Genomic DNA, 26630 nt, shown 5'->3' with positions numbered 1-26630 from the left:
GCGGTTTACGTTCAACGTTACTGTCTCCTCTGTCTGCGCTCTGCAAGGGATCAACATGTACCATGACGTCAGCCACCTTCTCTCCCGTCTAATTAACGGCCCTATGGCGCTGCGGCAGGTTTTTTTCGCCAATACCAGCGGTACGGCGCCCGAACTGGCGTATCAGGTTGATTTTCCACGTCTGGAGATGGTGCTGGAGGGGGAGTTCACCGATACAGGCATCCCGGCCGCGCCCGTGACGCTCATCGCTGGCGACGTTCTGTATGTTCCGGCAGGCAGCTGGAACTTCCCGCAGTGGCAAACGCCCGTCACCACGCTCAGCATCCTGTTCGGCAAGCAGCAATTAGGTTTCAGCGTTGTTCACTGGGACGGCAAACAATATCAGAATCTTGCGAAGCAGCATGTCGCACGTCGAGGCCCACGTATTGGCTCCTTCCTGCTGCAAACGCTCAATGAAATGCAGATGCAGCCGCAGGAACAGCAGACGGCCCGATTAATTGTCGCCAGCCTGTTGAGCCACTGCCGCGATCTGCTGGGCAGCCAAATCCAGACGGCGTCACGGAGTCAGGCGCTTTTTGAAGCGATTCGCAACTATATCGATGAGCGTTACGCTTCCCCGCTCACCCGCGAATCGGTGGCGCAGGCGTTTTATATTTCGCCAAACTACCTTTCTCATCTGTTTCAAAAAACAGGCGCTATCGGCTTTAACGAATATCTGAATCACACACGGCTGGAACACGCGAAAACGCTGCTGAAGGGTTACGATCTGAAAGTCAAAGAAGTGGCTCACACCTGTGGATTTGTCGACAGCAACTATTTCTGCCGCCTGTTTCGTAAAAATACGGAGCGTTCGCCGTCAGAATATCGTCGGCAGTACCACAGCCAGTTGACGGAAAAGAAGGCTACTCCAGAATAAGATGCGTATGCTGCGGCGCAGTGAGCAGTTTACGCACGGCGCTCATCACCCGCTGAGGTTCGCGAAGAAAGGCGTTAATTCCTGACTGAACATACCGACTCTGAACAAAACGCTCCGCGCCCGCCAGTTCAATATCCGTAATCAGCAACACAACATCTGCCCGGTTGATATCCTCCTCCGTTAAGCGATTTTCCGTGCCCAGCGCCCCCTGGGTTTCAATTTTAATGTTCCATTTTTCCTGCTGGCAGAGCTTCTCCAGGCGTTCGGCAGCCATATAGGTATGCGCCACGCCGCTGACGCAGGCGGTAACGGCAACCAGATAGCGTGCAGTTGAGACTGTCATATTAACCTCCCACAGTGACCAGAAACCCGGCTCGCTCTGCCAACGCCTGCATTTCCGCCACCTCTTGCGGCGAGGGTACAGGCACATCTTTCATTGCCCACGGCTGCCCAAGCAGACGGTATTTCGCTTCACCATACTGATGAAACGGTAGCAGGTGCACCTGATTAATCCCTGACGATAGCAACACTGCTAACGCTCGCTGCATATTCTCAACGTTGAGCGTGTAGCCCGGAATCAACGGCAAACGGGGGATGACCGTAATCCCCTCGTTTACCAGTAAACGCAGGTTATCCAGCACGCGTGGTAAATTCATTTTGACCACCTCATGCGCCCGGCGCGGCTCCATAATCTTTAAATCAAACAGCACTTCATCACACGCTTTAGCCAGCGGTAGCAACCGACTGGCAGGCGCATCGCCTGCGGTTTCAATCGCGCAGGAAATGCCGAAACGTCGCAGACGTTGCAAAAACCGTGTAGCAAACGCCGCCTGCATTAATACTTCACCGCCAGAAAGCGTGACGCCGCCGCCGGAGGTGCGAAAAAAGAGTTCGTCTTTCATCACCTCGCGTTCCAGTTCATCCAGCGTAATATCGCGCCCGATACGTTCAAATGCCCCGGAAGGACACTCATCCGCATCACGCAAGCAGGGCGAGCAGTGCAGACATTTACTCTCCCGCCGCACCGTTTCGATGCGTGGAGAAATAGATTCTGGATTGGCGCACCACGGACAGGTATGCGGGCAGCCTTTAAAAAAGACCACCGTACGGATTCCCTGCCCGTCATTCAACGAATAACGCTGAATGTTGAAAATACGTGCGACATCATCAGAGCTCGTTTCCAGATTCTTACAGCTGATGCGCGGTGCGGCGAATGATGTCATCCTGGATCTCCTTCGACAGCTCGACAAAGAAGGCACTGTAACCCGCCACGCGCACCACCAGCCCGGCGAAATCCTGCGGGCGCAATTGCGCTTCACGCAATGTATCCGCATTCAACACGTTAAACTGAATATGCTGTAGCTTAAGCTGGGTAAAGGCGCGCAGAAAATCCGCCAGTTTGCGCAAGCCGGCCTCACCTTCCAGCGTCGCGGGCGTAAACTTCACGTTGAGCAGCGTACCGTTAGAAAGCAGCGTGTTATCCAGTTTACTTACTGATTTCAGCACCGCCGTCGGCCCCTGCATATCCTGGCCGAGCATTGGCGACAACCCGCCGTCTGCCAGCTGTTCCCCGGCAAAACGGCCATCCGGCGTCGCCCCCACCACCGAACCCAGCGGCACATGCGCGGAGACAGTGTATGAACCCGGTGTAAATTGCCCACCGCGCGGGTTCTGATATTTCTCCACCTCTTTACAGTAATGGCGCAGCAGTTCAGCGCTGATGTTATCCACATCATCAATATCATTACCGTATTTCTCGAAGCGGTTAATCAGCCGGGCACGAATTCGCTCACCTTCCGGCGTCGCAAAGTTCGCCTTTAACACCGCCAGCAGCTCATCGAAACGTAAACGTTGCTGATCAAATACCAGCCCTTTTAACGCGTGCAGGGAGTCGCTCAGATTAGCAATGCCAATCCCCTGTACGCCAGAGAAGTTATAACGCGCGCCGCCATCGGTAATATCACGGCCTTTATCCAGGCAGTCGCTGATAAACGAGGAAAGCAGCGGTACCGGCGCCCAGTCACGGTGGCCGATATCGCAAATATTACTGCCTTCCACCATCAGCGTAATGTAATGGCTGATTTTGGCGCGAATATACGCCAACAGATCTTCGTACGTCAGCGCGTGGTTTCCTTCATTCTCATACAGGCTGATTTCCATCACTTTCAGCAGGTTGAACATGGCGATGTCATGCAGGCCGTAGGTTCTGCCCGGAATCGACAGCTCCACACACCCCACTACCGCGTAATCACGGGCGTCCTCCAGCGAAACACCCCGGTTCAGGAACGCAGGCACAACCACTTCATCATTAAAGATCTGCGGAATACCGGTGCCGAGGCGAATCGTCTCCGCTGTTTTCATCAGGAAGGGCGTGTCAATCAGCGCATTGGTACGCACGCCAAGGTTCGGCTGCGGCAACTGCACATTCTGGTACGCGTCAAGACAGAGAAAAGAGAGCACGTTCACCGCACTGCGTCCGTTCTCCGTCAATCCCCCAAGCAATGCGGTGTAACCGGTCGGGAATCCGGCGAAATAGCGTGCGCTGCTGGTCGAACGTAACAGCACGATGTCGTTACATTTTACCCACAGCGATTCGAGGAGTTCTTTTAAAAATGCCGGGTCTTCGCCCTGGCTCAGCGATGCCTGATAAAACGGCAGCATATACTGGTCAAAACGCCCCAGCGAGAGCGAGCTGGCGTTAGACTCATATTGCAGAATGATGTTCATGTACCAGAACAGCTGGCACGCTTGCCAGAAGGTTTGCGGCTTGTACTGCATGTTATGTCGGGAGTTCGCGGCAATGGTGAGCAACTCCTGACGCCGACGCGCATCCAGGCAGCTTTCCGCCATTTTCTCCGCCAGCATCGCGTAACGCAGAATGTGGCCTTGCGAAGCCTCCAGCAGCAGCAACGCCGCCTGGTAAAAGTGATTGTCCGGCTGCTGCTGGCAGTGTTGCCGCACTTGCGCCACCAGTTCACCCAGACCGTGATTCAACAGCCGCGGGTAATCAATAATAATGTGCCCCTGCCCTTTATCCGTCTGGTTAACGCTAAAAATCTGCGTGCTGACGGCGGCTTTCACGTCATCGGTCATCTGACCGTTGATGAAATCCTTCATCGACCGTTTTTCCCAGTACGGGAACAGCACCTCGCGGTAGAGGCGCTTATCGTCCTCGCTGATGTCAAAACGGTCCTGCGGACGCGTCGGGAACTGTTCTAACTCGTTAAGTAACCAGTACGGATCCATTTCCGGCGACATAATCCCCGCCCGCGGTTTCACCGTGCGGTTCCCGGCAATCAACTCCTCATCACGAATCGAAATTTCAACATGCTCAAGGATATACGCCGTCGCTTTAGCGCGGCGCAATATGACCGGCTCTCCCTCTGTCTGCTGATAGCTGGCGGTATACAGCTGCGCGCGCTCAAGCGAAATTTCACGGTTATTCTGGAAAAGTGCGGCTTTAAGGCGCTGGGTACGATTCGTCATGAGGAACTCCTGTAGGCAAGCTTGTTGCCGGATGGCGGCGTGAGCGCCTTATCGGGCCTACGGGGATTAACATCGTAGGCCCGATAAGCTTGCGCCATCGGGCATTCTAACGTTAAGCAATTTGCGAAAGATGCGCGTCAATTTTGTTCATAATGGCATCGGCGCGTTTTACCGCATCGCTGATGTTGACGCGGACAATGGTTTTACCCGCAAAGCGTTCCTCAAACTTGATGCCTATATCTTTGGTCAGAATCACCATATCCGCATCCGCTACATCCGCCGCAGTCAGTTCGTTTTCCAGACCAATCGAGCCCTGGGTCTCGACTTTGACTTCCCAGCCTTTCGCTTTGGCCGCGCTTTCCAGCGCTTCGGCCGCCATATAGGTGTGTGCGACACCAGAAGGACATGCTGTTACTGCGATAATCTTCGTCATGGCTCATTCCTCACTTAATTCATCTCAAACTCTAAATCCAGGTCGTCTTCTTTCTCATCAACCTGAGACACTTTCTTACGCGCCAGACTTTTCAGCACGTTAACGCAGATTGCCGTCACTACCGCCCCGACAGCGACTGCCGCGATATAACCCAGCTTGCCTTCCACAACCGGCAGAACAATCAGCCCGCCCCAGCCGGCATAACACTGCGCGCCAAACAGCGCAGCCGTTACCGCACCACAGGCAGAGCCAACCATAATGGATGGGATCACGCGTAGCGGATCGGCGGCGGCGAAGGGAATCGCACCTTCCGTGACCCCAACGCAGCCCATTACCAGCGCGGCTTTACCGGCTTCACGTTCTTCAGAAGAGAAGTTCTTACGACCAACCAGCGTTGCCAGGCCCAGACCCAGCGGCGGAACGCAGATACCCACCGCAGCAATCGCCACCACGCTGTATACACCCTGCGCCACGCAAATCAGCATGAAGGCGTAGGCCACTTTGTTAATCGGGCCGCCCATATCGAAGGCCAGCATCAGCCCCATGATGACCGCCAGCAGCACGATGCTGCCCTGCTGCATTCCTTGCAGCCATTGGGTCAGGCTGGTGGTTAACGCGCCAACCGGTTCGCCCAGCCCCCACATCATGATGCCTGCGGTAATGAAGGTGCCGACGATAGGGATAACGAAGATAGGCATCACCGAGCGCAATACCTTATGCACCGGGATTTTCTTCAGATAATGCACGACGATACCGCCGATAATCCCGGCGATGAGCGCGCCAAAGAACCCGGCGCCAAAGCTGTTGCCCACCCAGGCGCCGATCGCGCAAGGCGCCAGCGCGGAACGTTCAGCAATGGAGTAGCCAATATAGGCGGCGAGAAAAGGCACCATCAGCGTCAGCCCTGCGACGCCAATATCAAAAAGCTTCTTGAGATTAGGATCGGTCGCGGCATCGGGAACAGCGCCTTTGCCATACAGCATGACGGAAACCGCCAGCAAGATCCCACCGGCTACGACGAAGGGGATCATATGCGAAACACCGGTCATCAGATGTTGACGGGTGTTTTTCAGGATCTGCACCAACTCTTTCATAAGTCGCTCCCGGGCCGCTTCAGGCCCCTATCCATAACGTTGTTGTGGCAAACAATAGGCAATCCAACGCGGCGCAGACAGTGGATAAAAAGGCCATTTACTGGATTTTTGTAATATCAGTACAAAAATGCGATCCGCCTCATAACTTATCAAACCTCAGAAATAAGATGCCGCACTCCTACTTGTGAAGTGTCTCGCAATTTGACGTGTATGTTACATTTGTCCAGTGTTTGGCAGTTTTGTCACATGGCACTATGCGGCAACGCCCTTTTATCCTGTAGCCAGAAAATCGTTATGGGAGAAAGGCAATGGCCCTGATTGTGGAATTTACCTGTGAGCTGCCCAATGGCGTACACGCCCGCCCGGCAAGCCACGTTGAGACGCTGTGCAATACCTTTACCTCACACATTGAGTGGCATAACCTGCGCACCGACCGTAAAGGCAACGCCAAAAGCGCGCTGGCGCTGATTGGCACCGACACGCTGGCAGGCGACGCCTGTCAGTTATTGATTTCGGGTACGGACGAACAGGATGCCCACCAGCGCCTGAGCCAATGGCTGCGCGATGAATTCCCCCTTTGCGATGCGCCTCTGGCGGAGATCAAAAACAGTGAGCTGGAGCCGCTTCCGACGTCGCTGACAAACCTGAACCCGCTGTTTTTTCGCGCCCGCGCCGTCTGCGCCGGCAGCGCGGGCGGCGTTCTGACGCAGCTCTCCTCGCTGGATCTCAATACGCTCGGCGAACTCCCTGCTGCCAGTGATATAGAGACCGAGCAATCTGCGCTGGATAACGGCTTAACGCTGCTGATAAAGAATATTGCGTTCCGCCAGCTCGACAGCGACGGCGCCACCAGCGCTATTCTGGAAGCCCACCGTTCGCTGGCTGGCGACACCTCCCTGCGCCAACATTTGCTGGCAGGCGTTGCGCGCGGTTTAAGCTGTGCGCAGGCGATAGTCGAAAGCGCCGGACACTTTTGTGATGAGTTTGCCCGTTCCAGCAGCCGCTATTTACAGGAACGCGCGCTGGACGTACGCGACGTCTGCTTCCAGCTCCTGCAACAAATTTATGGCGAACAACGCTTCCCGGCGCCAGGCAAACTGACCCAACCCACCGTCTGTATGGCCGATGAACTCACCCCAAGCCAGTTCCTCGAACTGGACAAAACGTTCCTCAAAGGCTTGTTGTTAAAAAGCGGCGGTACGACTTCGCACACGGTTATTCTTGCCCGCTCATTCAACATTCCCACGCTGGTTGGCGTGGATATTGAGGCGCTAACGCCGTGGCTGCACCAGACGGTCTATATCGACGGCAACGCCGGTGCGATTGTCGTTGCGCCAGATGAACCCGTCACCCGTTACTACCAACAGGAAGCCCGTGTGCAGGACGCTTTACGCGAGCAACAGCGTATCTGGCTGACCCAACAAGCGCGCACTGCCGACGGTATCCGTATGGAAGTGGCCGCCAACATTGCGCACTCCGTCGAAGCGCAAGCGGCATTCGGCAACGGCGCGGAAGCGGTTGGTCTGTTCCGTACAGAAATGCTGTATATGGACAGAACCAGCGCACCTTGCGAGAACGAGCTGTACAACATTTTTTGCCAGGCGCTGGAGTCCGCACAGGGCCGTAGCATTATTGTGCGCACGATGGATATCGGCGGTGACAAGCCCGTTGATTATCTGAACATTCCTGCGGAAGCCAACCCGTTCCTCGGCTATCGCGCCGTACGTATTTATGAAGAGTACGCCACGCTGTTTACCACGCAGCTGCGATCGATCCTCCGCGCTTCCGCACACGGCAGCCTGAAAATCATGATCCCGATGATCTCCTCAATGGAAGAGATCCTGTGGGTCAAAGAGAAGCTGGCGGAGGCTAAACAGCAGTTACGCAACGAGCACGTCCCGTTTGATGAGAAGATCCCCCTCGGCATCATGCTGGAAGTGCCATCGGTGATGTTCATCATCGACCAGTGCTGTGAAGAGATTGATTTCTTCAGTATTGGCAGCAATGACCTGACGCAATATCTGCTGGCGGTCGATCGCGACAACGCCAAAGTCACCCGTCACTACAACAGCCTGAATCCGGCCTTCCTGCGCGCGCTGGATTTCGCCGTACAGGCGGTACATCGTCAGGGGAAATGGATTGGCCTGTGCGGCGAACTCGGCGCGAAAGGGTCAGTGTTGCCGCTGCTGGTCGGTCTGGGGCTGGACGAGATCAGCATGAGCGCCCCGTCAATTCCTGCCGCTAAAGCGCGGATGGCGCAGCTCGACAGTCGTGCCTGCCGCCAGTTGCTGAATCAGGCGATGGCCTGTCGCACCTCGCTGGAAGTGGAACATCTGCTGGCGCAATTCCGCATGTCCCAACAGGACGCACCGCTGGTCACCGCCCAGTGCATCACGCTTGATAGCGACTGGCGCAGCAAAGAAGAGGTGATCAAGGGGATGACCGACAACCTGCTGCTGGCAAGCCGCTGTCGCTACCCGCGCAAGCTGGAGGCCGACCTGTGGGCGCGTGAAGCCGTGTTCTCCACCGGGTTAGGGTTTAGCTTCGCCATTCCACACAGCAAATCTGAACACATTGAGCAGTCCACCATCAGCGTAGCGCGTCTGAAAGCGCCGGTACGCTGGGGCGATGACGATGCGCAGTTCATCATCATGCTGACACTCAACAAACACGCCGCAGGCGACCAGCATATGCGCATTTTCTCACGCCTGGCCCGCCGCATTATGCACGAAGAATTCCGCAACGCGCTGGTCAACGCCGCATCTGCCGAGGCAATTGCCAGCCTGTTGCAACATGAACTTGAACTCTAAGAGGGAGCAAAATGGAACTCTATCTGGATACCGCGAACGTCGCGGAAGTCGAACGTCTGGCGCGCATCTTCCCTGTTGCTGGCGTCACTACCAACCCAAGCATTGTGGCGGCGAGTAAAGAATCCATCTGGGATGTACTGCCTTGCCTGCAAAAAGCCATCGGCGAAGAGGGAACGCTATTTGCCCAGACGATGAGCCGCGATGCGCAAGGAATGGTGGAAGAAGCCAAACGCCTGAGCAATGCCATTCCCGGTATTGTGGTGAAGATTCCGGTCACTGCCGAAGGTCTGGCGGCGATCAAACAGCTCAAAAAAGAAGGTATTACGACGCTGGGGACGGCTGTCTACAGCGCAGCGCAGGGCTTGCTGGCGGCGCTGGCAGGCGCAAAATACGTCGCCCCGTATGTCAATCGGGTTGATGCCCAGGGCGGCGACGGCATCCGTATGGTGCAGGAACTGCAAACCTTGCTGGAGATGCATGCGCCGGGCAGCATGGTACTGGCCGCCAGCTTTAAAACGCCGCGTCAGGCGCTGGATTGCTTACTCGCAGGATGCGAAGCAATCACCCTTCCTTTAGATGTAGCTCAACAAATGCTCAATACCCCTGCGGTAGAGTCAGCTATAGGGAAGTTTGAGCAAGACTGGAATAACGCATTTGGCCACATCAACCTGTGAGGGAAATAAAGTATGGATCACATTATTCAATCTCCTGGTAAATACATCCAGGGTGCAGATGTCATCACACGTCTTGGAGAATATCTCAAACCCCTGGCCGAACGCTGGCTGGTGGTCGGAGACAAGTTTGTCTTAAATTTTGCCCAATCCGCGCTGGAGAAAAGCTTCCAGGATGCCGGACTGGCTCTGGAAATCGCGCCATTTGGCGGCGAATGTTCGCAAAATGAAATCGATCGTCTGCGTATCGTCGCAGATAAAGCGCAGTGCGGCGCCGTTCTCGGCATCGGCGGCGGCAAAACGCTGGATACCGCGAAAGCGCTGGCCCACTTTATGGATGTCCCGGTCGCTATCGCGCCGACCATCGCCTCTACCGATGCCCCCTGTAGCGCGCTTTCCGTGATCTACACCGATGCAGGCGAGTTTGAACGCTATCTGATGCTGCCGCGTAACCCGAATATGGTGATTGTTGATACCAAAATTGTCGCGGGCGCGCCCGCACGTCTGCTGGCTGCCGGTATCGGCGATGCGCTGGCGACCTGGTTTGAAGCGCGCGCCTGTTCACGCAGCGGCGCGACCACGATGGCGGGCGGCAAGTGCACACAGGCGGCGCTCGCGCTGGCGGAGTTGTGCTATAACACGCTGATCGAAGAGGGTGAAAAGGCCATGCTGGCGGCTGAGCAGCATGTCGTCACGCCGGCGCTGGAACGCGTGATTGAAGCCAACACTTACCTGAGCGGCGTCGGTTTTGAAAGCGGCGGTCTGGCGGCGGCGCATGCCATACATAACGGCCTGACGGCGATTCCAGACGCGCATCACTACTATCACGGTGAGAAAGTGGCGTTCGGCACGCTGACGCAACTGGTACTGGAAAACGCGCCGGTTGAAGAGATCGAAACCGCTGCGGCGTTGTGCCATTCCGTTGGCCTGCCGATCACGCTGGCGCAACTGGATATTAAGCAGGACATTCCGGCGAAGATGCGCACGGTGGCGGAAGCCTCCTGCGCGGAAGGCGAAACCATTCACAACATGCCTGGCGGCGCCACGCCGGATCAGGTTTACGCCGCCCTGCTGGTTGCCGACCAGTATGGTCAGCGTTTCCTGCAAGAGTGGGAATAACGGTCAGGAGAGACAAAAAGCCCGCAGTTCGTGCGGGCTTTTTTTTATTTGCCGGATGGCGCTGACGCTCATCCGGCCTACACATTTTACTGAGATGGCTTACAGCAGATCGAAACGATCCAGGTTCATCACTTTCACCCATGCCGCGACGAAATCCTTCACGAATTTCTCACGCGCATCGCTGCTGGCGTAAACTTCCGCCAGGGCACGCAGTACCGAGTTAGAACCGAATACCAGGTCTGCACGGGTCGCCGTAAATTTCACCTCACCACTCAGGCGATCGCGGCCTTCGAACAGCTCTTTCGATTCGTCCGCCGCTTTCCACTCGTTACGCATATCCAGCAGATTCACAAAGAAATCATTGCTGAGTACGCCCGGGCGGTCGGTAAACACGCCATTCTGGCTGCCATCAAAGTTAGCGCCCAGAACGCGCATCCCACCCACCAGCGCCGTCATCTCCGGCGCGGTCAGCGTCAGTTGCTGCGCTTTATCAATCAGCAGTGACTCGGTGGTCGACACATCAAGCCGTGCGCGATAGTTACGGAAGCCGTCTGCGATCGGTTCGAGAAGCTCAAACATCTCGATATCCGTCTGATCCTGACGTGCATCCACACGGCCTGGCGCGAACGGCACGCTGATGCTGACGCCCGCCGCACTTGCTGCCTGCTCCACACCGACAACGCCCGCAAGGACGATGATATCGGCCAGAGATGCCTTCCCGGACGATTTCTGAATCTCTTCCAGAACCGGCAGAACGCGCGCCGCAGCGGCGTTCACATCCCAGTCTCGCTGCGGTGCTAAAGCCAGGCGAGCGCCGTTGGCGCCGCCACGTTTATCGCCGCCACGGAAGGTTGACGCAGATGCCCATGCAACCGACACCAGTTCACTGACGGAAAGCCCGGACGCGGCAATCGCGGCCTTCAGGTTGACGATGTCTTCCTGGCTCGGATTAAATACCGGCTGCGGCAGCGGGTCCTGCCAAATCAGATCTTCTTTCGGTACTTCCGGCCCGATATAGCGCGCTTTTGGCCCCATATCCCTGTGCGTCAGTTTGAACCATGCGCGGGCGAACGCTTCGTTAAACGCCTGCGGATCGTTGAGGAAACGACGGGAAATTTTCTCGAATTCTGGATCGAAACGCAGCGTCAGGTCAGTCACCAGCATGGTGGGTTTACGTTTCTTCGACGGATCGAACGGATCGGGAATGATTTCTGGCGCATCAACCGCTTCGAACTGGATCGCGCCCGCCGGGCTGCGCGTCTGCACCCACTCGTATTTGAACAGGTTTTCGAAGAAGTAATTACTCCACTGGGTCGGCGTCTGCGACCAGACCACTTCCAGACCCGAGGTAATCGCATCGCCGCCTACGCCGCTGCCGTAGTCACTGCTCCAGCCCAGCCCCTGCAATTCAATCGGCGCGGCTTCTGGATCAACGCCAACATGGGACGCCGCCGCCGCACCGTGGGTTTTACCCAGCGTGTGACCGCCGCCAATCAGCGCCACGGTTTCTTCGTCGTTCATGCCCATATTGCCGAACGTCGCGCGGATAGCCGCAGCGGCGGAAAGCGGTTCACCGCTGTGATCCGGCCCTTCCGGGTTAACGTAGATAAGCCCCATTTCGGTGGCGCCCAACGGCGCTTTCGCCAGCGCTTCGGGATGACGGTGCGTCAGCCAGGCTTTCTCATCCCCCCAGTTCACATCAAGATCCGGTTCCCACACATCTTCACGCCCGGCGCCAAAACCGAACGTACGGAAACCGGAGTTCTCCAGCGCCACGTTACCCGCCAGAATAAACAGGTCGGCCCAGGAGATTTTCTGGCCATATTTCTGCTTGATAGGCCACAGCAGACGACGCGCCTTATCCAGGCTGACGTTGTCCGGCCAGGAGTTCAGCGGTGCAAAACGTTGCTGCCCGCGTCCGGCGCCGCCGCGCCCGTCGACGGAACGATAAGTGCCCGCGCCATGCCATGCCATACGAATAAACAGACCGGCATAGCTACCCCAGTCCGCAGGCCACCACGGCTGAGAATCGGACAGGAGAGCTTTAAGATCCCCTTTCAGGGCGGAATAGTCGAGTTTGCTAAATTCTTTGCGGTAGTCGAAGTCCTCACCCAGCGGGTTCGAACGGTTGGAGTGTTGATTCAGAAGATCTACACGGAGTTGGTTAGGCCACCAGTCGTGGCTGCTGGTGCCAGCACCCGCGCTACGGTCGTGGCTGCCCTGATGGAAAGGGCACTTCCCGGTAGACAATGAATTATGGGTATCGTCAGACATGCTCATCTATATGCTCCCTCTACAGTGTTATCGTTACGATATACATCACCAACGATAAGATATAGTTGAAATAACCCACAGATTCGATAGCTAATATCTTTTAAATTTATGTATCAGGCGTCAGATCAAAATGTGCATAAAAAAGCCCTCCGAAGAGGGCTAATCATGTTACAGGCCGGGCCGCACACCCAACGTGTGGCAAATGGCGTAACTCATTTCAGCGCGGTTCAGGGTGTAGAAGTGGAAATCTTTCACGCCTTCACGGCTTAAGATCTTCACCATGTCCATCGCGATATTCGCCCCGACCAGCTGGCGGGTTTCCGCATCGTCATCCAGGCCGTCAAACATCTGTGACATCCACGCCGGAATGCGCACGTTAGTCATATCAGCGAATTTCTTCGCCTGCTTAAAGTTGGAGACCGGCAGAATGCCCGGAATAATTTCGACATCAATGCCCGCAGAGACGCAGCGATCGCGAAAACGCAGGTAGCTTTCCACATCGAAGAAAAACTGGGTAATTGCGCGGTTAGCGCCAGCATCGACTTTGCGTTTCAGGTTGAGCAGATCCGCCTGCGCGCTTTTCGCTTCCGGGTGGACTTCCGGGTAAGCGGCGACGGAGATATCAAAATCGGCAACCTCTTTCAGTAAGCTGACCAGGTCAGCGGCATACATATCCGGCTTGCCGCTCCCCGGCGGCAGGTCGCCGCGCAGGGCAACAATATGGCGGATACCGTTATTCCAGTAATCCTGGGCAATGGTACGCAGTTCATCGCGGGTGGCGTCGATGCAGGTCAGGTGCGGCGCGGCTTCCAGGCCCGTACGCTCTTTAATGCCTTTGATGATGCTATGCGTACGGTCGCGCTCACCGGAGTTGGCGCCGTAGGTCACGGAGACAAACTTCGGTTTCAGGCTGCTCAGTCGATCGATAGAGTTCCACAGGGTTTGCTCCATTTCACTGGTGCGCGGCGGGAAAAACTCGAACGAAACATTAATCTGACCCTGAACTTCCGCCAGGCTCTGATTCAGGGCTTCCCGCTGGTTGGCGTGAAAAAAGCTCATACCTTACCTCATCAATCGCATGTCATTATATGTTGTGTTGTGAACATCTATCCGTTTAGACGTCTGGATGTAAAAATGACCGAAAAGTGGGATGCCGTCAACAGAAAAATCACTGTTAAAGGTGAGGAATACTCAGACAACGTGAAAAAAATTCAAATCAGTCCGAAATGATGAAGGATTGCATCGCAAGCGTATTTAACCACCGCAACCGTACAGCGTTCTCAGGCAGCATCACCAGCCCGGCACGAATACGTAATTCAGTGTCGCTAAGTGCGCGGAATATCACGCCCTGGCGCTGAATAGCGGCAAACGAGCCCGGGAGCAAACTCAGGCCATCGCCGTGGGCGATTCGCGCGAGCAGCACATCATGTTCCAGCGGTTCTTCAAGGCAGGAGGGGGCGTAACCAGCGCGACGGAAAATGTGTCGGGTGTAGTCAAAAAAGGCCGGATTACGTTCCCGTTTGAACCAGAACAGCGGGCGGTGGTTAAGCGCAGTTAAGGAGAGCGACGTCAGGCTAGCTTCCGGCCAGACGGAGGGTAATGCGGCAATCAACGGTTCTTGCCAGTCGAGCGGCGTGACGCTTAACCCTGTGGCCTCAAGCGGCAGCGCCACCAGCGCCGCATCCAGTTTCCCCCGACGCACCTGGCGTACCAGTTCAGGCGAACCATGACGCACAATATGCAGCCTCTCCACACGCGTGTTCAGCTGCGCCTCCAGGGGGGCAAAAATCCCCTGCTCAAACGCGGTGCTCAGCCCTAAACGCAGCGATTGCGCGCCGGTTTGCGCCAGTTGATTCAGCGCAGCATACGTTTTGTCCTGCTGCGCCAGCAGCGGGCGGACGATTTCCAGCGCGCGCAGACCCTCATCCGTCAGCGTAAGTCCACGAGTATGACGGACAAAAAGCGTCACCCCCAGGCGTTCTTCAAGCTGGCGAATATGGCGGCTCAGCGGCGGTTGCGACATAAACAGTCGCTGTGCCGCGCGGCTCATATTGTTCTCTTCCGCCACCACGGCAAAGTAGCGTAGCAGGCGGATATCCAGAGAGTGCAGAGGGGATGTTGTCATACCGAAAAAGTATCACGGAAACGGTATTATCCAAATCATTCCGCACCCCCTATCCTCACGCCACAGACTCCAGACAAACGAGGAATACACTATGCATTCAGAACGCTTTATTACCGGTCAGAAAATGCTGCAACAGGTGGATGGCAAGGGTGGCGATGCGGTGATCGAAAGTTTGCAAGACATTGCGCCAGATTTTGCCCGCTATCTGATCGAATTTCCGTTTGGCGATATCTATTCCCGGCCAGGGCTGGATTTACGCAGTCGGGAAATCGCAACCGTCGCCGCGTTAACCGCGCTGGGCAACGCTACGCCGCAGTTGAAGGTACATATTGCCGCCGCGCGACATGTGGGGTTAACGCAGGAGGAAATTATCGAAGTGATAATGCAGATGGCGGTTTATGCCGGTTTTCCGGCTGCGCTGAACGGTCTGTTCGCCGCAAAAGAGGTGTTTGCAACTCGGTGAATCGCCGGGTGGCGGCGTTGCCTTATCCGGCCTACATATTCCGTAGACCAGATAAACGCAGCGCCATCCGGCAACAAACACTACAGCAGCTGCGCCAGGCGGTTGATATCCGACTGAATCGCCCCGGCGGTGACGTCACGACCGGCTCCCGGCCCGCGGATCACCAGCGGATTGTCGCGATACCAGCGGCTTTCGATGGCAAAGACGTTATCGCACGGCAGCAGCGCCGCCAGCGGATGTTCCGGGCGCACCGCTTCAACGCCAACGCGCGCTTTACCGTTGGCGTCGAAACGCGCCACGTAGCGCAGCACCAGCCCCATTTCACGAGCGGCTTCCAGACGCTGTACCATCTGCTCATTCAGCTCATCGCCATTTTCAAAGAAGTGATCGACAGATCCCTCTTCGCAGTGTGTGGGCACCAGCGATTCAACGCGCACCTGGTCCGGTTCGATGTCGTAACCCGCTTCACGCGCCAGAATCACCAGCTTGCGCATCACATCTTTACCAGAAAGGTCAACGCGCGGGTCCGGCTCGGTCAGCCCCTGCTGCCAGGCCTGATCCACCAGATCGGTAAACGGTATGGAACCGTCAAATTGCAGGAACAGCCACGACAGCGTGCCGGAGAAGATCCCGCTGATCGACAGAATGGCATCGCCGCTATCAATCAGATCGCGCACCGTATAGTTGATCGGCAGGCCCGCGCCGACGGTCGCGTTATACAGCCAGTGACGCCCGGTTTTTTCGAACGCGTCGTGGATCTGGCGATATTTATCGCTGGTGCTCGCCCCCGCCAGTTTATTGGCGCTGATAACGTGGAAGCCGTGGCTGGCGAAATCAAGATACTGATCGGCCAGTTGCTCGCTGGCGGTGACATCCAGCACCACCAGATCGTCATACGGGTGAGCGCGCATCCACAGGAACAGCGACTCTTCATCCTGCTCAATCGCTTCGTCGTTGAAGAACGCCAGCGCACGGCTGGCATCCAGCCCTTCGTAGTTCAGCAGGCTGCGACGGCTATCCACCACGCCCGCCAGGACAAATTCAAACCCGGTACGCGCGGAGAGCGTGCTCTGCTCGCGGGCAAACAGTTCCAGCCAGCGGGAACCGATGTTGCCTTTGCCGAACAGCACCAGGCCGATGCGTTTTTCCGCGCGGAAAATAGACTGGTGCAGCCCCTGAATCAGGCTTTCGGTCGGGCCGGTGCGCAGTACGGCCACCAGGCTGATCCCCTCTTCCGACTGCCAGGTAAATTCAACCGGCTGGCCTTTCAGCTGTTGCCAGAAGCGGTGGCAGTGCAGCGGGTTACGGGTGACGCCAGCGCCAACCATAGCGACCAGCGCCAGCCCCTGACGCAGGCGCAATTCGCCCGGCAGGCCCGCTTCATCAAGAATTTTTAATGCGCTATCAGCGACTTCAGAGGTGTAGCAGAATTGCAGCAGATGGCGATCGTTATGCACGCCAACCGCCAGCGGACGCACCTGCGCCCGTTTCAGAATCTGGTCGACGTCTCTCCAGGCCAGTTTAAAGTCCTGGCTGGCGGGCACCTGAAACTCAATCAGGCAAACGTCATCATGGCTGGTGACGATACGCGCCCCGGTGCCGGACGCCAGCACGCGTTCAATGCGCGTGGACCCCTGATCCGGCGTGTAGCTACAGCGCAACTGCAAATCGATATCGCTGCCGGAAACCGGCTGTAGGGTACGGGCGTGCAGAACCGGCGCGGCCAGACGCGCCAGCTCGCTGGCTTCATCCAGACGCAGCAGCGGCAGCAGGCAGGCATCTTTCACTTTACGCGGGTCGGCGCTGTAAACCCCGGCCACATCGCTCCAGATGGTGACACGGGAAACCCCCGCCAGCGCGCCAATTTGCGTGGCGGAATAGTCAGAACCGTTACGGCCCAGCAGCACCGTCTCGCCCGCATTGCTGCGACTGATAAAACCGGTAACGACCAGACGCTTGCCCGGATGCTGCACCAGCAACTGTTGCAGTAACGGGTAAGAGAGACCTTCATCTACCTGCGGCTGCGCGGCGCGTTCAGCGCGTAAAAACTCACGCGCGTCCAGCCATGCCGACGCCAGTCCTTGCTCATTCAGCACTGCGGACATCAGACGCGCAGACCAGATCTCGCCGTGCCCGACGACTTCGGCATAAACGGCATCGGTCACTCCGCTGTCGAGCAGCGCGGCAAGACGCTCCAGATCGCTAATGAAAGCGCTGATCAGACCATCCGCAACGTCGGCGGGAAGCAGCCCGCTGATCAGATCGCTCTGATAGCGGCGTAACGTCTGTTGCACCTGATGCGCGGAGAGGCGGTCGGTCTGGCTTAACTTCAGCCAGCTAATCAACTGGTTGGTGGTACTACCGGCGGCGGAAACAACCATCATATCGTCAGGCTGCGAGTACTCCGCCATAATGCCTGCGACACGCAGATAACATTTCACGTCTGCCAGACTACTGCCACCAAATTTATGCAGTTGACGACCCTTCGCCCCTGCCTGCGCAATCACACTCATGTTTACCCCTTGTTTGCAGCCCGGAAGCCATTTTCCAGGTCGGCAATTAAATCTTCGCCATCTTCAATACCGGTGGAGATACGCAGCAGCGTCTCTGAAATTCCGGCGGCAGCACGCGCTTCTGGCGCCATGCCTGCATGTGTCATCGTTGCGGCGTGGGAGATCAGGCTTTCAACACCCCCTAAGGATTCCGCCAGCGTAAACAACGACAGCCCGCCCAGGAAACGACGCAGCGTCTGCTCATCGCCATCCAGTTCAAAACTCAACATTGCGCCAAAACCTTTTTGCTGGCGCGCGGCAATCTCGTGCCCTTGATTATCCGGCAGCGACGGATGATACAGTTTTTTCACCAGCGGCTGGGTTTGCAGATAGTCCACAATGGCCTGGGCATTGCGCTGAGCCACGTCCATTCGCGGCGCCAGAGTACGCAGCCCACGTAGCAGCAGATAGCTATCAAACGCGCCGCCGGTGACGCCAATATTATTGGCCCACCATGCCAGTTCGGTGACAATCTCTGGATCTTTCGCAATCACCACGCCAGCCACCACATCCGAATGGCCGTTTAAATATTTCGTGCATGAATGCAACACCAGATCGGCGCCCAACGCCAGCGGATTTTGCAGCGCAGGGCTTAAAAACGTGTTGTCCACAACGCTCACCGCGCCCGCTTCTCGCGACAGCTGGCAGATTTTCGCAATATCCACCACGCGTAACAACGGATTACTGGGGCTTTCCACCAGCACCAGCTTCGGTTTTTCCGCCAGCGCCGCTTTCAGCGCCTGCTCATCGCCTTGATCGACAAACAGCACGCGATAACAGCCCCGCTTCGCCAGGCTGTCAAACAGGCGATAGCTGCCGCCGTAGCAGTCGTGCGGCGCCACCAGCAGATCGCCCGGCTTCAGGAACACGGTCGTCACCAGCAGAATGGCCGACATCCCGGTATTGGTCAGCACCGCGCCCGTACCGCCCTCCAGCTCCGCCAGCGCGCGCTGAACTACATCACGCGTCGGATTTCCACGTCGCGAATAGTCATGGGCGCGAGGTTCATTAAAACCAGTGAAGTTATAGGTGCTGGAAAGGTGAATCGGCGGGACAACGCAACCGTACTGCTCGTCGTCATTTAACCCGCTACGCACTGCGATGGTGGCCTGTTTACGCGTCATGTTGAGAAGTTCCTGGGCTGAATCGGTGAAAAGTCAGGCACCAGAGTAAACATTGTTACAATAGACGTCAATACATCTGGACATCTAAACTTCTTTGCGTATAGATTGAGCAAACTGGAAATAGCCGTTAAAATTATATGCATTAGCGCACATCTACAGACGCTTAACCCGTGTCACGATATCGCCTGTACGGTAAACTATGCGGGATTACGGCCAGGCACGACGATTCTGGCCCTTAACTAATGACGAGAAGATTAAAGGTATCTCATGGCTGAATGGAGCGGCGAATATATCAGCCCATACGCTGAGCACGGTAAGAAGAGTGAGCAAGTCAAAAAGATTACGGTTTCCATTCCTCTGAAGGTGTTAAAAATCCTCACCGATGAACGCACGCGTCGTCAGGTGAACAACCTGCGTCACGCCACCAACAGCGAACTGCTGTGTGAAGCGTTTCTGCATGCCTTTACCGGGCAACCATTGCCGAACGATGAAGACTTGCGTAAAGAGCGCAGTGATGAAATACCGGAAGAGGCCAAAATCATCATGCGTGAACTGGGGATCGACCCGGATACGTGGGAGTATTGATTTTTTTGCCGGATAGCAGCGGAAGGATTCAGTACCGCAGGTACTGATAAGCGTCAACGCCATCAGGCAAAGACAAAAAAAGCGCCTTTCGGCGCTTTTTTCTTTGACAGCAATAACTTATTTGCTGCCCGGGATGCTGAAACGCTTGTTGAAGCGGTCAACACGGCCACCGGTAGCAACATCACGCTGTTTGCCAGTGTAGAACGGGTGGCATTTACCGCACACGTCCAGGTTCAGGTCGTGACCTGCAGTAGAGCGGATTTTGATGACATTACCGCAAGAGCAGTTTGCAGTAATTTCTTCGTATTTCGGGTGAATATCTTTTTTCATGGGGAAACCTCGGTTTAAGGCCGCGTCGCTCTTCCAGCCCTAACGCCAGACACCACGCGATGTTGATAGTATAGGTCGATGATACAAATGTGTATCAAAGGCGGCGAATCATACAGAATTTGACCAGCGTATGCAAACTGATCCGCGCTCCCTCATCACAATGTGTATACTAACCCGCCAGAATTCAAGTCAGCCAGGATGATTACATGCCCGTCGCGCACGTTGCCTTGCCCGTTCCGCTACCCCGCACCTTTGACTATCTCTTGCCAGAAGGCATGACCGTCAAAGCCGGGTGTCGGGTGCGCGTGCCGTTTGGCAAACAGCAGGAACGCGTCGGGATTGTGGTGTCGGTCAGCGAGCAAAGCGAACTGCCGCTTAACGAACTGAAAGCGGTCGTTGAGGTACTGGACAGCGAGCCGGTCTTTTCCCCCTCCGTCTGGCGTTTGCTGCTTTGGGCGGCGGATTACTACCACCATCCAATGGGTGACGTTCTGTTTCACGCTCTGCCGATTTTGCTGCGCCAGGGGAAACCCGCCAGCAACGCGCCGATGTGGTACTGGTTCGCCACCGAAGACGGCCACGCTATCGATCTCAATAGCCTGAAGCGCTCGCCTAAACAGCAACAGGCGCTGGCCGCGCTGCGGCAGGGGAAGATCTGGCGCGACCAGGTGGCGGATCTTGAATTTAATGACGCGGCGCTCCAGGCGCTGCGTAAAAAAGGACTGTGCGAGCTGGCGAGCGAAACGCCCGGCTTTAGCGACTGGCGCACTCATTACGCCGTCTGTGGCGATCGGCTGCGTCTCAATACCGAACAGGCCACCGCCGTTGGCGCCATCCACAGCGCGTCGGACAGCTTTTCTGCCTGGCTGCTGGCGGGCGTTACGGGTTCCGGTAAAACAGAGGTCTATCTCAGCGTACTGGAAAACGTCCTCGCTCAGGGCAAACAGGCGCTGGTGATGGTGCCGGAAATTGGCCTGACGCCGCAAACCATCGCCCGCTTTCGCGAGCGCTTCAACGCCCCCGTCGAAGTTCTGCACTCCGGGTTAAATGACAGCGAACGTCTCTCAGCCTGGCTGAAAGCCAAAAACGGCGAGGCGGCGATTGTCATCGGCACCCGCTCATCGTTGTTTACGCCGTTTAAAAACCTCGGCGTCATTGTGATCGACGAAGAGCATGACAGCTCCTATAAACAGCAGGAAGGCTGGCGTTACCACGCCCGCGACCTGGCGGTGTACCGCGCTCACAGCGAACAAATCCCGATTATTCTCGGCTCGGCAACACCGGCGCTGGAGACGTTATGCAACGTGCGACAAAAAAAGTACCGCATGCTGCGCCTGACGCGCCGGGCAGGCAACGCACGCCCTGCCCTCCAGCATGTGCTGGATTTAAAAGGCCAGAAGATCCAGGCCGGGCTGGCTCCCGCGCTTATCGCCCGTATGCATCAGCACCTGCAGGCAGATAACCAGGTCATTCTCTTCCTTAACCGTCGGGGATTTGCTCCTGCGCTGTTATGCCACGACTGCGGCTGGATTGCCGAATGTCCGCGCTGCGATCACTATTACACGTTGCACCAGGCGCAACACCACCTGCGCTGTCACCATTGCGACAGCCAGCGCCCGATACCGCGTCAGTGCCCTTCCTGCGGCTCCACGCATATGGTGCCGGTCGGGTTAGGGACAGAACAGCTTGAGCAGGCGTTGGCGCCCTTCTTTCCCGGCGTGCCGGTCTCGCGCATCGACCGCGACACCACCAGCCGTAAAGGCGCGCTGGAGCAGCATCTGGCGGAAGTCCATCGCGGCGGCGCGCGCATTTTGATCGGCACGCAAATGCTGGCGAAAGGGCACCATTTCCCGGACGTCACCCTGGTAGCGCTGCTGGACGTTGACGGCGCGCTGTTCTCGGCGGATTTCCGTTCGGCGGAACGTTTTGCCCAGCTTTACACTCAGGTTTCCGGCCGCGCCGGACGCGCCGGAAAACAGGGCGAGGTGGTATTGCAGACCCACCATCCAGAGCACCCTTTGCTGCAAACCTTGCTGCACAAAGGCTATGACGCTTTTGCTGAACAGGCGCTGGCCGAGCGGCAAACGCTGCAACTTCCGCCGTGGACCAGCCATGTGATTGTGCGGGCGGAAGATCATAACAACCAGCAGGCGCCGGTGTTCCTGCAACAGCTGCGTAATCTGATTCAGGCCAGCCCGCTTGCGGATGACAAGCTCTGGGTATTAGGCCCGGTGCCTGCGCTCGCGCCAAAACGCGGCGGCCGCTACCGTTGGCAAATTTTGTTGCAGCATCCGTCGCGAATTCGTCTGCAACATATCGTCAGCGGCACGCTGGCGCTCATCAATACGCTACCCGAATCCCGCAAGGTTAAATGGGTGCTGGATGTCGATCCCATTGAGGGATAACGGGTCACGATGCGAGGCGGATCGTAAAATTAAATATCCATCACACTTTTTATGAAAATTCTGTAACCGCTTCCATTAACTATCTGATAAAAATGTTTTCGATGTGAGTTAAACAAGGATAGTTCTGCGCCTGATTTCCCAGGCGAGGAGAGAGTGTGAAACCGAAGAAACAGGTTGCTGCCGCTACAATGAAAGATGTTGCTATGAAGGCGAAAGTCTCAACAGCAACCGTGTCCCGTGCGTTAATGAACCCGGATAAAGTCTCCCAGTCGACCCGTAACCGGGTTGAACAGGCGGCGATGGAGGTGGGATATTTACCGCAATCAATGGGGCGAAATAGCAAACGAAATGAATCACGCACCATCCTGGTGATCGTCCCGGATATTTGTGATCCCTTTTTCAGTGAAATCATCCGGGGCATTGAGGTTACCGCCGCAAGCCACGGATATCTGGTGTTGATTGGTGACTGCGCGCACCAGAATCAGCAAGAGAAGACCTTTATCAATTTGATCATCACCAAACAAATTGATGGCATGTTATTGCTCGGTTCACGTCTGCCGTTCGACGCCAGCATTGAAGAGCAACGGAATCTGCCGCCGATGGTGATGGCCAACGAATTCGCGCCGGAGCTGGAGCTGCCTACCGTTCATATTGATAACCTGACTGCGGCCTTTAACGCCGTGAATTATCTGCATGAACAGGGGCACCAGCGTATCGGATGCATTGCCGGGCCGGAGGAGATGCCGCTGTGCCACTACCGTCTGCAAGGCTATGTGCAGGCGCTGCGTCGCTGCGGCATTACCGTCGACCCGCATTATATCGCCCGGGGCGATTTCACCTACGAGGCGGGCGGCCACGCGCTGCAACAGCTGCTTGCGCTTCCACAGCCTCCGACCGCCGTGTTCTGTCACAGCGACGTTATGGCGCTCGGCGCGCTCTCCTGGGCCAAGCGTCATGGTCTGAAAGTCCCTGACGATCTGTCCATCATTGGCTTTGATAACATTGCGCTGGCGGAATTTTGCGACCCGCCTCTGACGACGGTTTCACAGCCGCGCTTCGATATCGGGCGCGAAGCAATGCTGCTCTTGCTCGACCAGTTACAGGGGCAAAATGTCAGCAGCGGCTCGCGCTTGCTGGACTGCGAGTTAATTATTCGTGGTTCGACGCGAGCCTTAACTTAAACCTTTAAGACTCACCTATCTGGTCAAAAGCCCGCCGCTTAAGTAACATGGCGGGCTGACGAACGAATAAATACAGCGAAACGATAGTGGCACAACGAGATTATGTACGTCGCGGTCAACCGGCACCTTCGCGGCGCAAAAAGAGCACCTCACGGAAAAAGCAACGCAACACGCCTGCGGTTTCACCCGCAATGGTCGCTATTGCGGCGGCTGTCCTTGTGGCCTTTATCGGGGGTCTGTACTTCATTACTCATCACAAAAAAGAAGAGTCCGAAACGCTGCAAAGCCAGAAAGTGACCGGCAACGGGCTGCCGCCGAAGCCGGAAGAGCGCTGGCGCTACATTAAAGAGCTGGAAAGCCGCCAGCCGGGCGTGCGTGCGCCAACCGAGCCTTCTGCGGGCGGCGAAGTGATGAACCCGGAGCAGCTCACCAGCGAGCAGCGTCAGCTACTGGCGCAAATGCAGGCGGATATGCGCCAGCAGCCGACCCAGCTTAACGAAGTGCCGTGGAACGAACAGACGCCTGAACAGCGTCAGCAGACATTGCAGCGCCAGCGTCAGGCACAGCAGCAGGTACAACAGCAGCAGTGGGCTAACACCCAGCCGGTTCAACAGCCGCGTACGCAGCCACGCGTGACGGAGCAACCGTACCAACAGCCACAGCAGCAACCGCGTACGGCGCAGACTGCGCCTGCACAGCAGCCACGCCAGACTCAGCAGCCGAAGCAGACGACATCCCAGCAGCCTTATCAGGACCTGTTGCAGACGCCTGCGCACACCACGACTTCTCAGCCTAAAACGCAGCAGGCCGCGCCGATCGCGCGTGAACCTGAAGCGCCAAAACAGACGGCAGAGAAGAAAGATGAACGTCGCTGGATGGTGCAATGCGGCTCCTTCAAAGGCGCCGAGCAAGCGGAAACCGTGCGTGCCCAGCTGGCTTTTGAAGGCTTTGACTCCAAAATCACCACCAACAACGGGTGGAATCGTGTGGTCATCGGCCCAGTCAAAGGCAAAGAGAATGCAGACAGCACCCTTAACCGCCTGAAGATGGCGGGCCACACAAACTGCATTCGACTCGCCTCCGGGGGTTGAAACCCCCAAAATCCCCCCCATTTATATTTGCATTATGCCCCGTACCGCGTGCGGGGCCTGTATTCTGCATTTGTAACCAAGGGGTCTGCTCGTGACAACAATAGTAAGCGTACGCCGTAACGGCCATGTGGTAATCGCCGGTGATGGTCAGGCCACACTGGGCAATACCGTAATGAAAGGCAACGTGAAGAAAGTTCGCCGTCTGTACAACGATAAAGTCATTGCGGGATTTGCAGGGGGAACGGCAGACGCATTCACGCTGTTCGAACTGTTTGAGCGTAAACTGGAAATGCATCAGGGCCACCTGGTCAAAGCCGCCGTTGAACTGGCGAAAGACTGGCGTACCGACCGTATGCTACGCAAGCTCGAAGCGCTGCTGGCCGTCGCAGATGAAACCGCTTCACTGATCATCACGGGTAATGGCGATGTCATACAGCCGGAAAATGATCTGATTGCTATCGGCTCCGGTGGTCCCTACGCCCAGGCTGCGGCACGCGCACTGCTAGAAAATACCGAGCTGGGCGCCCGCGAAATTGCTGAAAAGGCGTTGGATATTGCAGGCGATATCTGCATTTACACCAACCACTTCCACACCATTGAAGAATTACCGTCTAAAGCGTAAGGATCTCCCATGTCTGAAATGACCCCACGCGAAATCGTCAGCGAACTGAACAAGCACATCATTGGCCAGGACAACGCCAAGCGTTCCGTGGCGATTGCTCTGCGTAACCGCTGGCGCCGCATGCAGCTCAACGAAGAGCTGCGCCATGAAGTGACGCCAAAAAATATTCTGATGATCGGCCCGACCGGCGTAGGTAAAACCGAAATCGCGCGTCGCCTGGCAAAACTGGCCAACGCGCCGTTCATCAAAGTTGAAGCGACAAAATTCACCGAAGTCGGTTATGTGGGTAAAGAAGTGGATTCCATTATCCGCGACCTGACCGACTCCGCGATCAAGATGGTGCGCGTTCAGTCTATTGAGAAAAACCGCTACCGCGCAGAAGAAATGGCGGAAGAGCGTATTCTCGACGCGCTGATCCCTCCAGCGAAAAATAACTGGGGTCAGGCTGAGCAACAGCAAGAGCCGTCCGCCGCGCGCCAGGCATTCCGCAAAAAACTGCGTGAAGGCCAACTCGACGATAAAGAAATTGAGATCAATCTCGCAGCCGCACCGATGGGCGTTGAAATTATGGCGCCTCCGGGAATGGAAGAGATGACCAGCCAGTTGCAGTCCATGTTCCAGAACCTGGGCGGCCAGAAACAAAAACCGCGTAAGCTGAAAATCAAAGACGCGATGAAGCTGTTGATTGAAGAAGAAGCGGCCAAACTGGTGAACCCGGAAGAGTTGAAACAGGAAGCCATCGACGCCGTTGAACAGCACGGGATCGTGTTTATCGACGAAATCGACAAAATCTGTAAACGCGGCGAATCCTCTGGCCCGGACGTTTCCCGCGAAGGCGTACAGCGCGATCTGCTGCCGCTGGTAGAAGGCTGCACCGTCTCTACCAAGCACGGTATGGTGAAAACCGACCACATCCTGTTTATCGCCTCCGGCGCGTTCCAGGTGGCGAAACCATCTGATCTGATCCCTGAGTTGCAGGGGCGTCTGCCGATTCGCGTTGAGCTGAAAGCGCTGACGACGGAAGATTTCGAACGTATTCTCACCGAGCCGAACGCGTCCGTTACCGTTCAGTACAAAGCGCTGATGGCGACTGAAGGCGTGGACATCGAGTTTACCGAGTCCGGCATCAAACGCATTGCCGAAGCGGCATGGCAGGTAAACGAAACCACCGAAAACATCGGTGCGCGTCGTCTGCATACCGTTCTGGAACGTCTGATGGAAGATATCTCCTATGACGCCAGCGATCTGAATGGTCAGAGCATAACAATTGATGCGGAATATGTGAGCAAACATCTGGATGCGCTGGTCGCAGATGAAGATCTGAGTCGTTTTATCCTATAATCGCGTTC

22 protein-coding genes are annotated in these 26630 nt (G+C 56.3%); 11 read left to right on the top strand and 11 right to left on the bottom strand.

The window, feature by feature from the left end:
• Window positions 1-55: 55 nt before the first annotated feature.
• Window positions 56-916: an AraC family transcriptional regulator gene (locus tag OGX93_RS00530; protein ID WP_012133838.1), complete on the top strand. Its 861-nt coding sequence runs from the start codon at window positions 56-58 to the stop codon at window positions 914-916.
• Here OGX93_RS00530 and OGX93_RS00525 read toward each other — a convergent pair.
• The 5 genes from OGX93_RS00525 to OGX93_RS00505 all read right to left on the bottom strand — a co-directional run bounded on the left by OGX93_RS00525 (window position 903) and on the right by OGX93_RS00505 (window position 5929).
• Complete coding sequence (locus tag OGX93_RS00525; RefSeq protein WP_153257999.1) at window positions 903-1259, bottom strand: PTS fructose-like transporter subunit IIB; 357 nt, start codon at window positions 1257-1259, stop codon at window positions 903-905. The two genes, OGX93_RS00530 and OGX93_RS00525, sit on opposite strands and share 14 nt — an antisense overlap.
• Before the next feature lies 1 nt (window position 1260).
• Window positions 1261-2139, bottom strand: a complete 879-nt coding sequence (locus OGX93_RS00520; protein ID WP_286448807.1) for a [formate-C-acetyltransferase]-activating enzyme — start codon at window positions 2137-2139, stop codon at window positions 1261-1263.
• The gene (locus OGX93_RS00515; RefSeq protein ID WP_286448805.1) at window positions 2105-4402 is read right to left on the bottom strand and encodes a formate C-acetyltransferase; all 2298 of its coding nucleotides are present in this window, start codon (window positions 4400-4402) and stop codon (window positions 2105-2107) included. Before OGX93_RS00515 ends, OGX93_RS00520 begins: the two co-directional genes overlap by 35 nt.
• Before the next feature lie 112 nt (window positions 4403-4514).
• Window positions 4515-4835 carry a PTS fructose-like transporter subunit IIB gene (locus tag OGX93_RS00510; protein ID WP_024130658.1) on the bottom strand — a complete coding sequence of 107 codons (321 nt, stop codon included), beginning with the start codon at window positions 4833-4835 and terminating at the stop codon, window positions 4515-4517.
• 14 nt (window positions 4836-4849) lie between these two features.
• On the bottom strand, window positions 4850-5929 hold the full coding sequence (locus tag OGX93_RS00505; RefSeq protein ID WP_012133843.1) for a PTS fructose transporter subunit EIIC: 1080 nt from the start codon (window positions 5927-5929) through the stop codon (window positions 4850-4852).
• A 308-nt stretch (window positions 5930-6237) separates the two neighbouring features.
• Between OGX93_RS00505 and ptsP the strand changes: the two genes are divergently transcribed.
• Genes ptsP through gldA form a run of 3 tightly spaced genes read left to right on the top strand, consistent with a single transcriptional unit; the run spans window position 6238 to window position 10529 of the window.
• Window positions 6238-8739 carry a phosphoenolpyruvate--protein phosphotransferase gene (gene ptsP / locus OGX93_RS00500; protein ID WP_286448803.1) on the top strand — a complete coding sequence of 834 codons (2502 nt, stop codon included), beginning with the start codon at window positions 6238-6240 and terminating at the stop codon, window positions 8737-8739.
• Between the two features lie 11 nt (window positions 8740-8750).
• The gene (gene fsa / locus OGX93_RS00495; protein WP_286448801.1) at window positions 8751-9413 is read left to right on the top strand and encodes a fructose-6-phosphate aldolase; all 663 of its coding nucleotides are present in this window, start codon (window positions 8751-8753) and stop codon (window positions 9411-9413) included.
• Between the two features lie 12 nt (window positions 9414-9425).
• Entirely contained in the window at window positions 9426-10529 is a 1104-nt protein-coding gene (gldA, locus tag OGX93_RS00490; protein ID WP_012133847.1) for a bifunctional L-1,2-propanediol dehydrogenase/glycerol dehydrogenase, read from the top strand.
• 99 nt (window positions 10530-10628) lie between these two features.
• On the opposite strand, the gene katG is transcribed toward gldA, so the two are convergent.
• The 3 genes from katG to OGX93_RS00475 all read right to left on the bottom strand — a co-directional run bounded on the left by katG (window position 10629) and on the right by OGX93_RS00475 (window position 14928).
• The gene (gene katG, locus OGX93_RS00485; RefSeq protein WP_112001494.1) at window positions 10629-12809 is read right to left on the bottom strand and encodes a catalase/peroxidase HPI; all 2181 of its coding nucleotides are present in this window, start codon (window positions 12807-12809) and stop codon (window positions 10629-10631) included.
• Between the two features lie 162 nt (window positions 12810-12971).
• Window positions 12972-13862, bottom strand: coding sequence for a methylenetetrahydrofolate reductase (gene metF / locus OGX93_RS00480; protein WP_286487710.1), 891 nt, complete (start codon window positions 13860-13862; stop codon window positions 12972-12974).
• Between the two features lie 157 nt (window positions 13863-14019).
• A complete protein-coding gene (locus tag OGX93_RS00475) occupies window positions 14020-14928 on the bottom strand; it encodes a LysR family transcriptional regulator (protein WP_112001493.1) in 909 nt (302 codons plus the stop codon).
• Window positions 14929-15019: 91 nt separating this feature from the next.
• Here OGX93_RS00475 and OGX93_RS00470 point away from each other — a divergent pair, with 91 nt between their 5' ends.
• Window positions 15020-15391, top strand: coding sequence for a carboxymuconolactone decarboxylase family protein (locus tag OGX93_RS00470; protein WP_012133851.1), 372 nt, complete (start codon window positions 15020-15022; stop codon window positions 15389-15391).
• Window positions 15392-15471: 80 nt separating this feature from the next.
• Here OGX93_RS00470 and metL read toward each other — a convergent pair whose 3' ends face one another.
• Complete coding sequence (gene metL / locus OGX93_RS00465; RefSeq protein ID WP_047459806.1) at window positions 15472-17904, bottom strand: bifunctional aspartate kinase/homoserine dehydrogenase II; 2433 nt, start codon at window positions 17902-17904, stop codon at window positions 15472-15474.
• Window positions 17905-17906: 2 nt separating this feature from the next.
• Window positions 17907-19067: a cystathionine gamma-synthase gene (metB, locus tag OGX93_RS00460; protein ID WP_047459810.1), complete on the bottom strand. Its 1161-nt coding sequence runs from the start codon at window positions 19065-19067 to the stop codon at window positions 17907-17909.
• A 267-nt stretch (window positions 19068-19334) separates the two neighbouring features.
• On the opposite strand from metB, the gene metJ reads away from it, so the two are divergent.
• A complete protein-coding gene (gene metJ, locus OGX93_RS00455) occupies window positions 19335-19652 on the top strand; it encodes a met regulon transcriptional regulator MetJ (RefSeq protein WP_012133855.1) in 318 nt (105 codons plus the stop codon).
• Between the two features lie 117 nt (window positions 19653-19769).
• On the opposite strand, the gene rpmE is transcribed toward metJ, so the two are convergent.
• Window positions 19770-19982, bottom strand: a complete 213-nt coding sequence (gene rpmE, locus OGX93_RS00450; protein ID WP_024130659.1) for a 50S ribosomal protein L31 — start codon at window positions 19980-19982, stop codon at window positions 19770-19772.
• A gap of 206 nt (window positions 19983-20188) precedes the next feature.
• Here rpmE and priA point away from each other — a divergent pair, with 206 nt between their 5' ends.
• From priA to hslU, 5 genes are all read left to right on the top strand, one after another.
• Complete coding sequence (gene priA, locus OGX93_RS00445; protein ID WP_047459815.1) at window positions 20189-22387, top strand: primosomal protein N'; 2199 nt, start codon at window positions 20189-20191, stop codon at window positions 22385-22387.
• Window positions 22388-22542: 155 nt separating this feature from the next.
• A complete protein-coding gene (cytR, locus tag OGX93_RS00440; protein ID WP_012133858.1) occupies window positions 22543-23568 on the top strand; it encodes a DNA-binding transcriptional regulator CytR in 1026 nt (341 codons plus the stop codon).
• Between the two features lie 86 nt (window positions 23569-23654).
• Window positions 23655-24659 (top strand): cell division protein FtsN, encoded by a 1005-nt coding sequence (gene ftsN, locus OGX93_RS00435; protein WP_024130660.1) that lies wholly within the window; start codon window positions 23655-23657, stop codon window positions 24657-24659.
• A 91-nt stretch (window positions 24660-24750) separates the two neighbouring features.
• Window positions 24751-25281 (top strand): ATP-dependent protease subunit HslV, encoded by a 531-nt coding sequence (gene hslV, locus OGX93_RS00430; protein WP_012133860.1) that lies wholly within the window; start codon window positions 24751-24753, stop codon window positions 25279-25281.
• Window positions 25282-25290: 9 nt separating this feature from the next.
• Entirely contained in the window at window positions 25291-26622 is a 1332-nt protein-coding gene (hslU, locus tag OGX93_RS00425; protein WP_012133861.1) for an ATP-dependent protease ATPase subunit HslU, read from the top strand.
• Window positions 26623-26630 lie beyond the last annotated feature (8 nt).

It is taken from the genome of Citrobacter sp. CK195 (assembly GCF_030333365.1).
Classification (GTDB): Bacteria; Pseudomonadota; Gammaproteobacteria; order Enterobacterales; family Enterobacteriaceae; genus Citrobacter_B; species Citrobacter_B koseri.
Note: the sequence above shows the minus strand (reverse complement) of the source record. Positions and strands in the feature narration are given on the sequence as shown.

What these genes read in the sequence shown, in the direction of transcription:
- priA (WP_047459815.1), top strand. Translation starts at nt 20,189, where the DNA reads ATGCCCGTCGCGCACGTTGCCTTGCCCGTTCCGCTACCCCGCACCTTT.
- OGX93_RS00470 (WP_012133851.1), top strand. Translation starts at nt 15,020, where the DNA reads ATGCATTCAGAACGCTTTATTACCGGTCAGAAAATGCTGCAACAGGTG.
- OGX93_RS00515 (WP_286448805.1), bottom strand. Translation starts at nt 4,402, where the DNA reads ATGACGAATCGTACCCAGCGCCTTAAAGCCGCACTTTTCCAGAATAAC.
- metF (WP_286487710.1), bottom strand. Translation starts at nt 13,862, where the DNA reads ATGAGCTTTTTTCACGCCAACCAGCGGGAAGCCCTGAATCAGAGCCTG.
- rpmE (WP_024130659.1), bottom strand. Translation starts at nt 19,982, where the DNA reads ATGAAAAAAGATATTCACCCGAAATACGAAGAAATTACTGCAAACTGC.
- metB (WP_047459810.1), bottom strand. Translation starts at nt 19,067, where the DNA reads ATGACGCGTAAACAGGCCACCATCGCAGTGCGTAGCGGGTTAAATGAC.
- katG (WP_112001494.1), bottom strand. Translation starts at nt 12,809, where the DNA reads ATGAGCATGTCTGACGATACCCATAATTCATTGTCTACCGGGAAGTGC.
- metL (WP_047459806.1), bottom strand. Translation starts at nt 17,904, where the DNA reads ATGAGTGTGATTGCGCAGGCAGGGGCGAAGGGTCGTCAACTGCATAAA.
- fsa (WP_286448801.1), top strand. Translation starts at nt 8,751, where the DNA reads ATGGAACTCTATCTGGATACCGCGAACGTCGCGGAAGTCGAACGTCTG.
- ptsP (WP_286448803.1), top strand. Translation starts at nt 6,238, where the DNA reads ATGGCCCTGATTGTGGAATTTACCTGTGAGCTGCCCAATGGCGTACAC.
- OGX93_RS00525 (WP_153257999.1), bottom strand. Translation starts at nt 1,259, where the DNA reads ATGACAGTCTCAACTGCACGCTATCTGGTTGCCGTTACCGCCTGCGTC.
- hslU (WP_012133861.1), top strand. Translation starts at nt 25,291, where the DNA reads ATGTCTGAAATGACCCCACGCGAAATCGTCAGCGAACTGAACAAGCAC.
- metJ (WP_012133855.1), top strand. Translation starts at nt 19,335, where the DNA reads ATGGCTGAATGGAGCGGCGAATATATCAGCCCATACGCTGAGCACGGT.
- OGX93_RS00520 (WP_286448807.1), bottom strand. Translation starts at nt 2,139, where the DNA reads ATGACATCATTCGCCGCACCGCGCATCAGCTGTAAGAATCTGGAAACG.
- OGX93_RS00530 (WP_012133838.1), top strand. Translation starts at nt 56, where the DNA reads ATGTACCATGACGTCAGCCACCTTCTCTCCCGTCTAATTAACGGCCCT.
- gldA (WP_012133847.1), top strand. Translation starts at nt 9,426, where the DNA reads ATGGATCACATTATTCAATCTCCTGGTAAATACATCCAGGGTGCAGAT.
- OGX93_RS00505 (WP_012133843.1), bottom strand. Translation starts at nt 5,929, where the DNA reads ATGAAAGAGTTGGTGCAGATCCTGAAAAACACCCGTCAACATCTGATG.
- OGX93_RS00510 (WP_024130658.1), bottom strand. Translation starts at nt 4,835, where the DNA reads ATGACGAAGATTATCGCAGTAACAGCATGTCCTTCTGGTGTCGCACAC.
- OGX93_RS00475 (WP_112001493.1), bottom strand. Translation starts at nt 14,928, where the DNA reads ATGACAACATCCCCTCTGCACTCTCTGGATATCCGCCTGCTACGCTAC.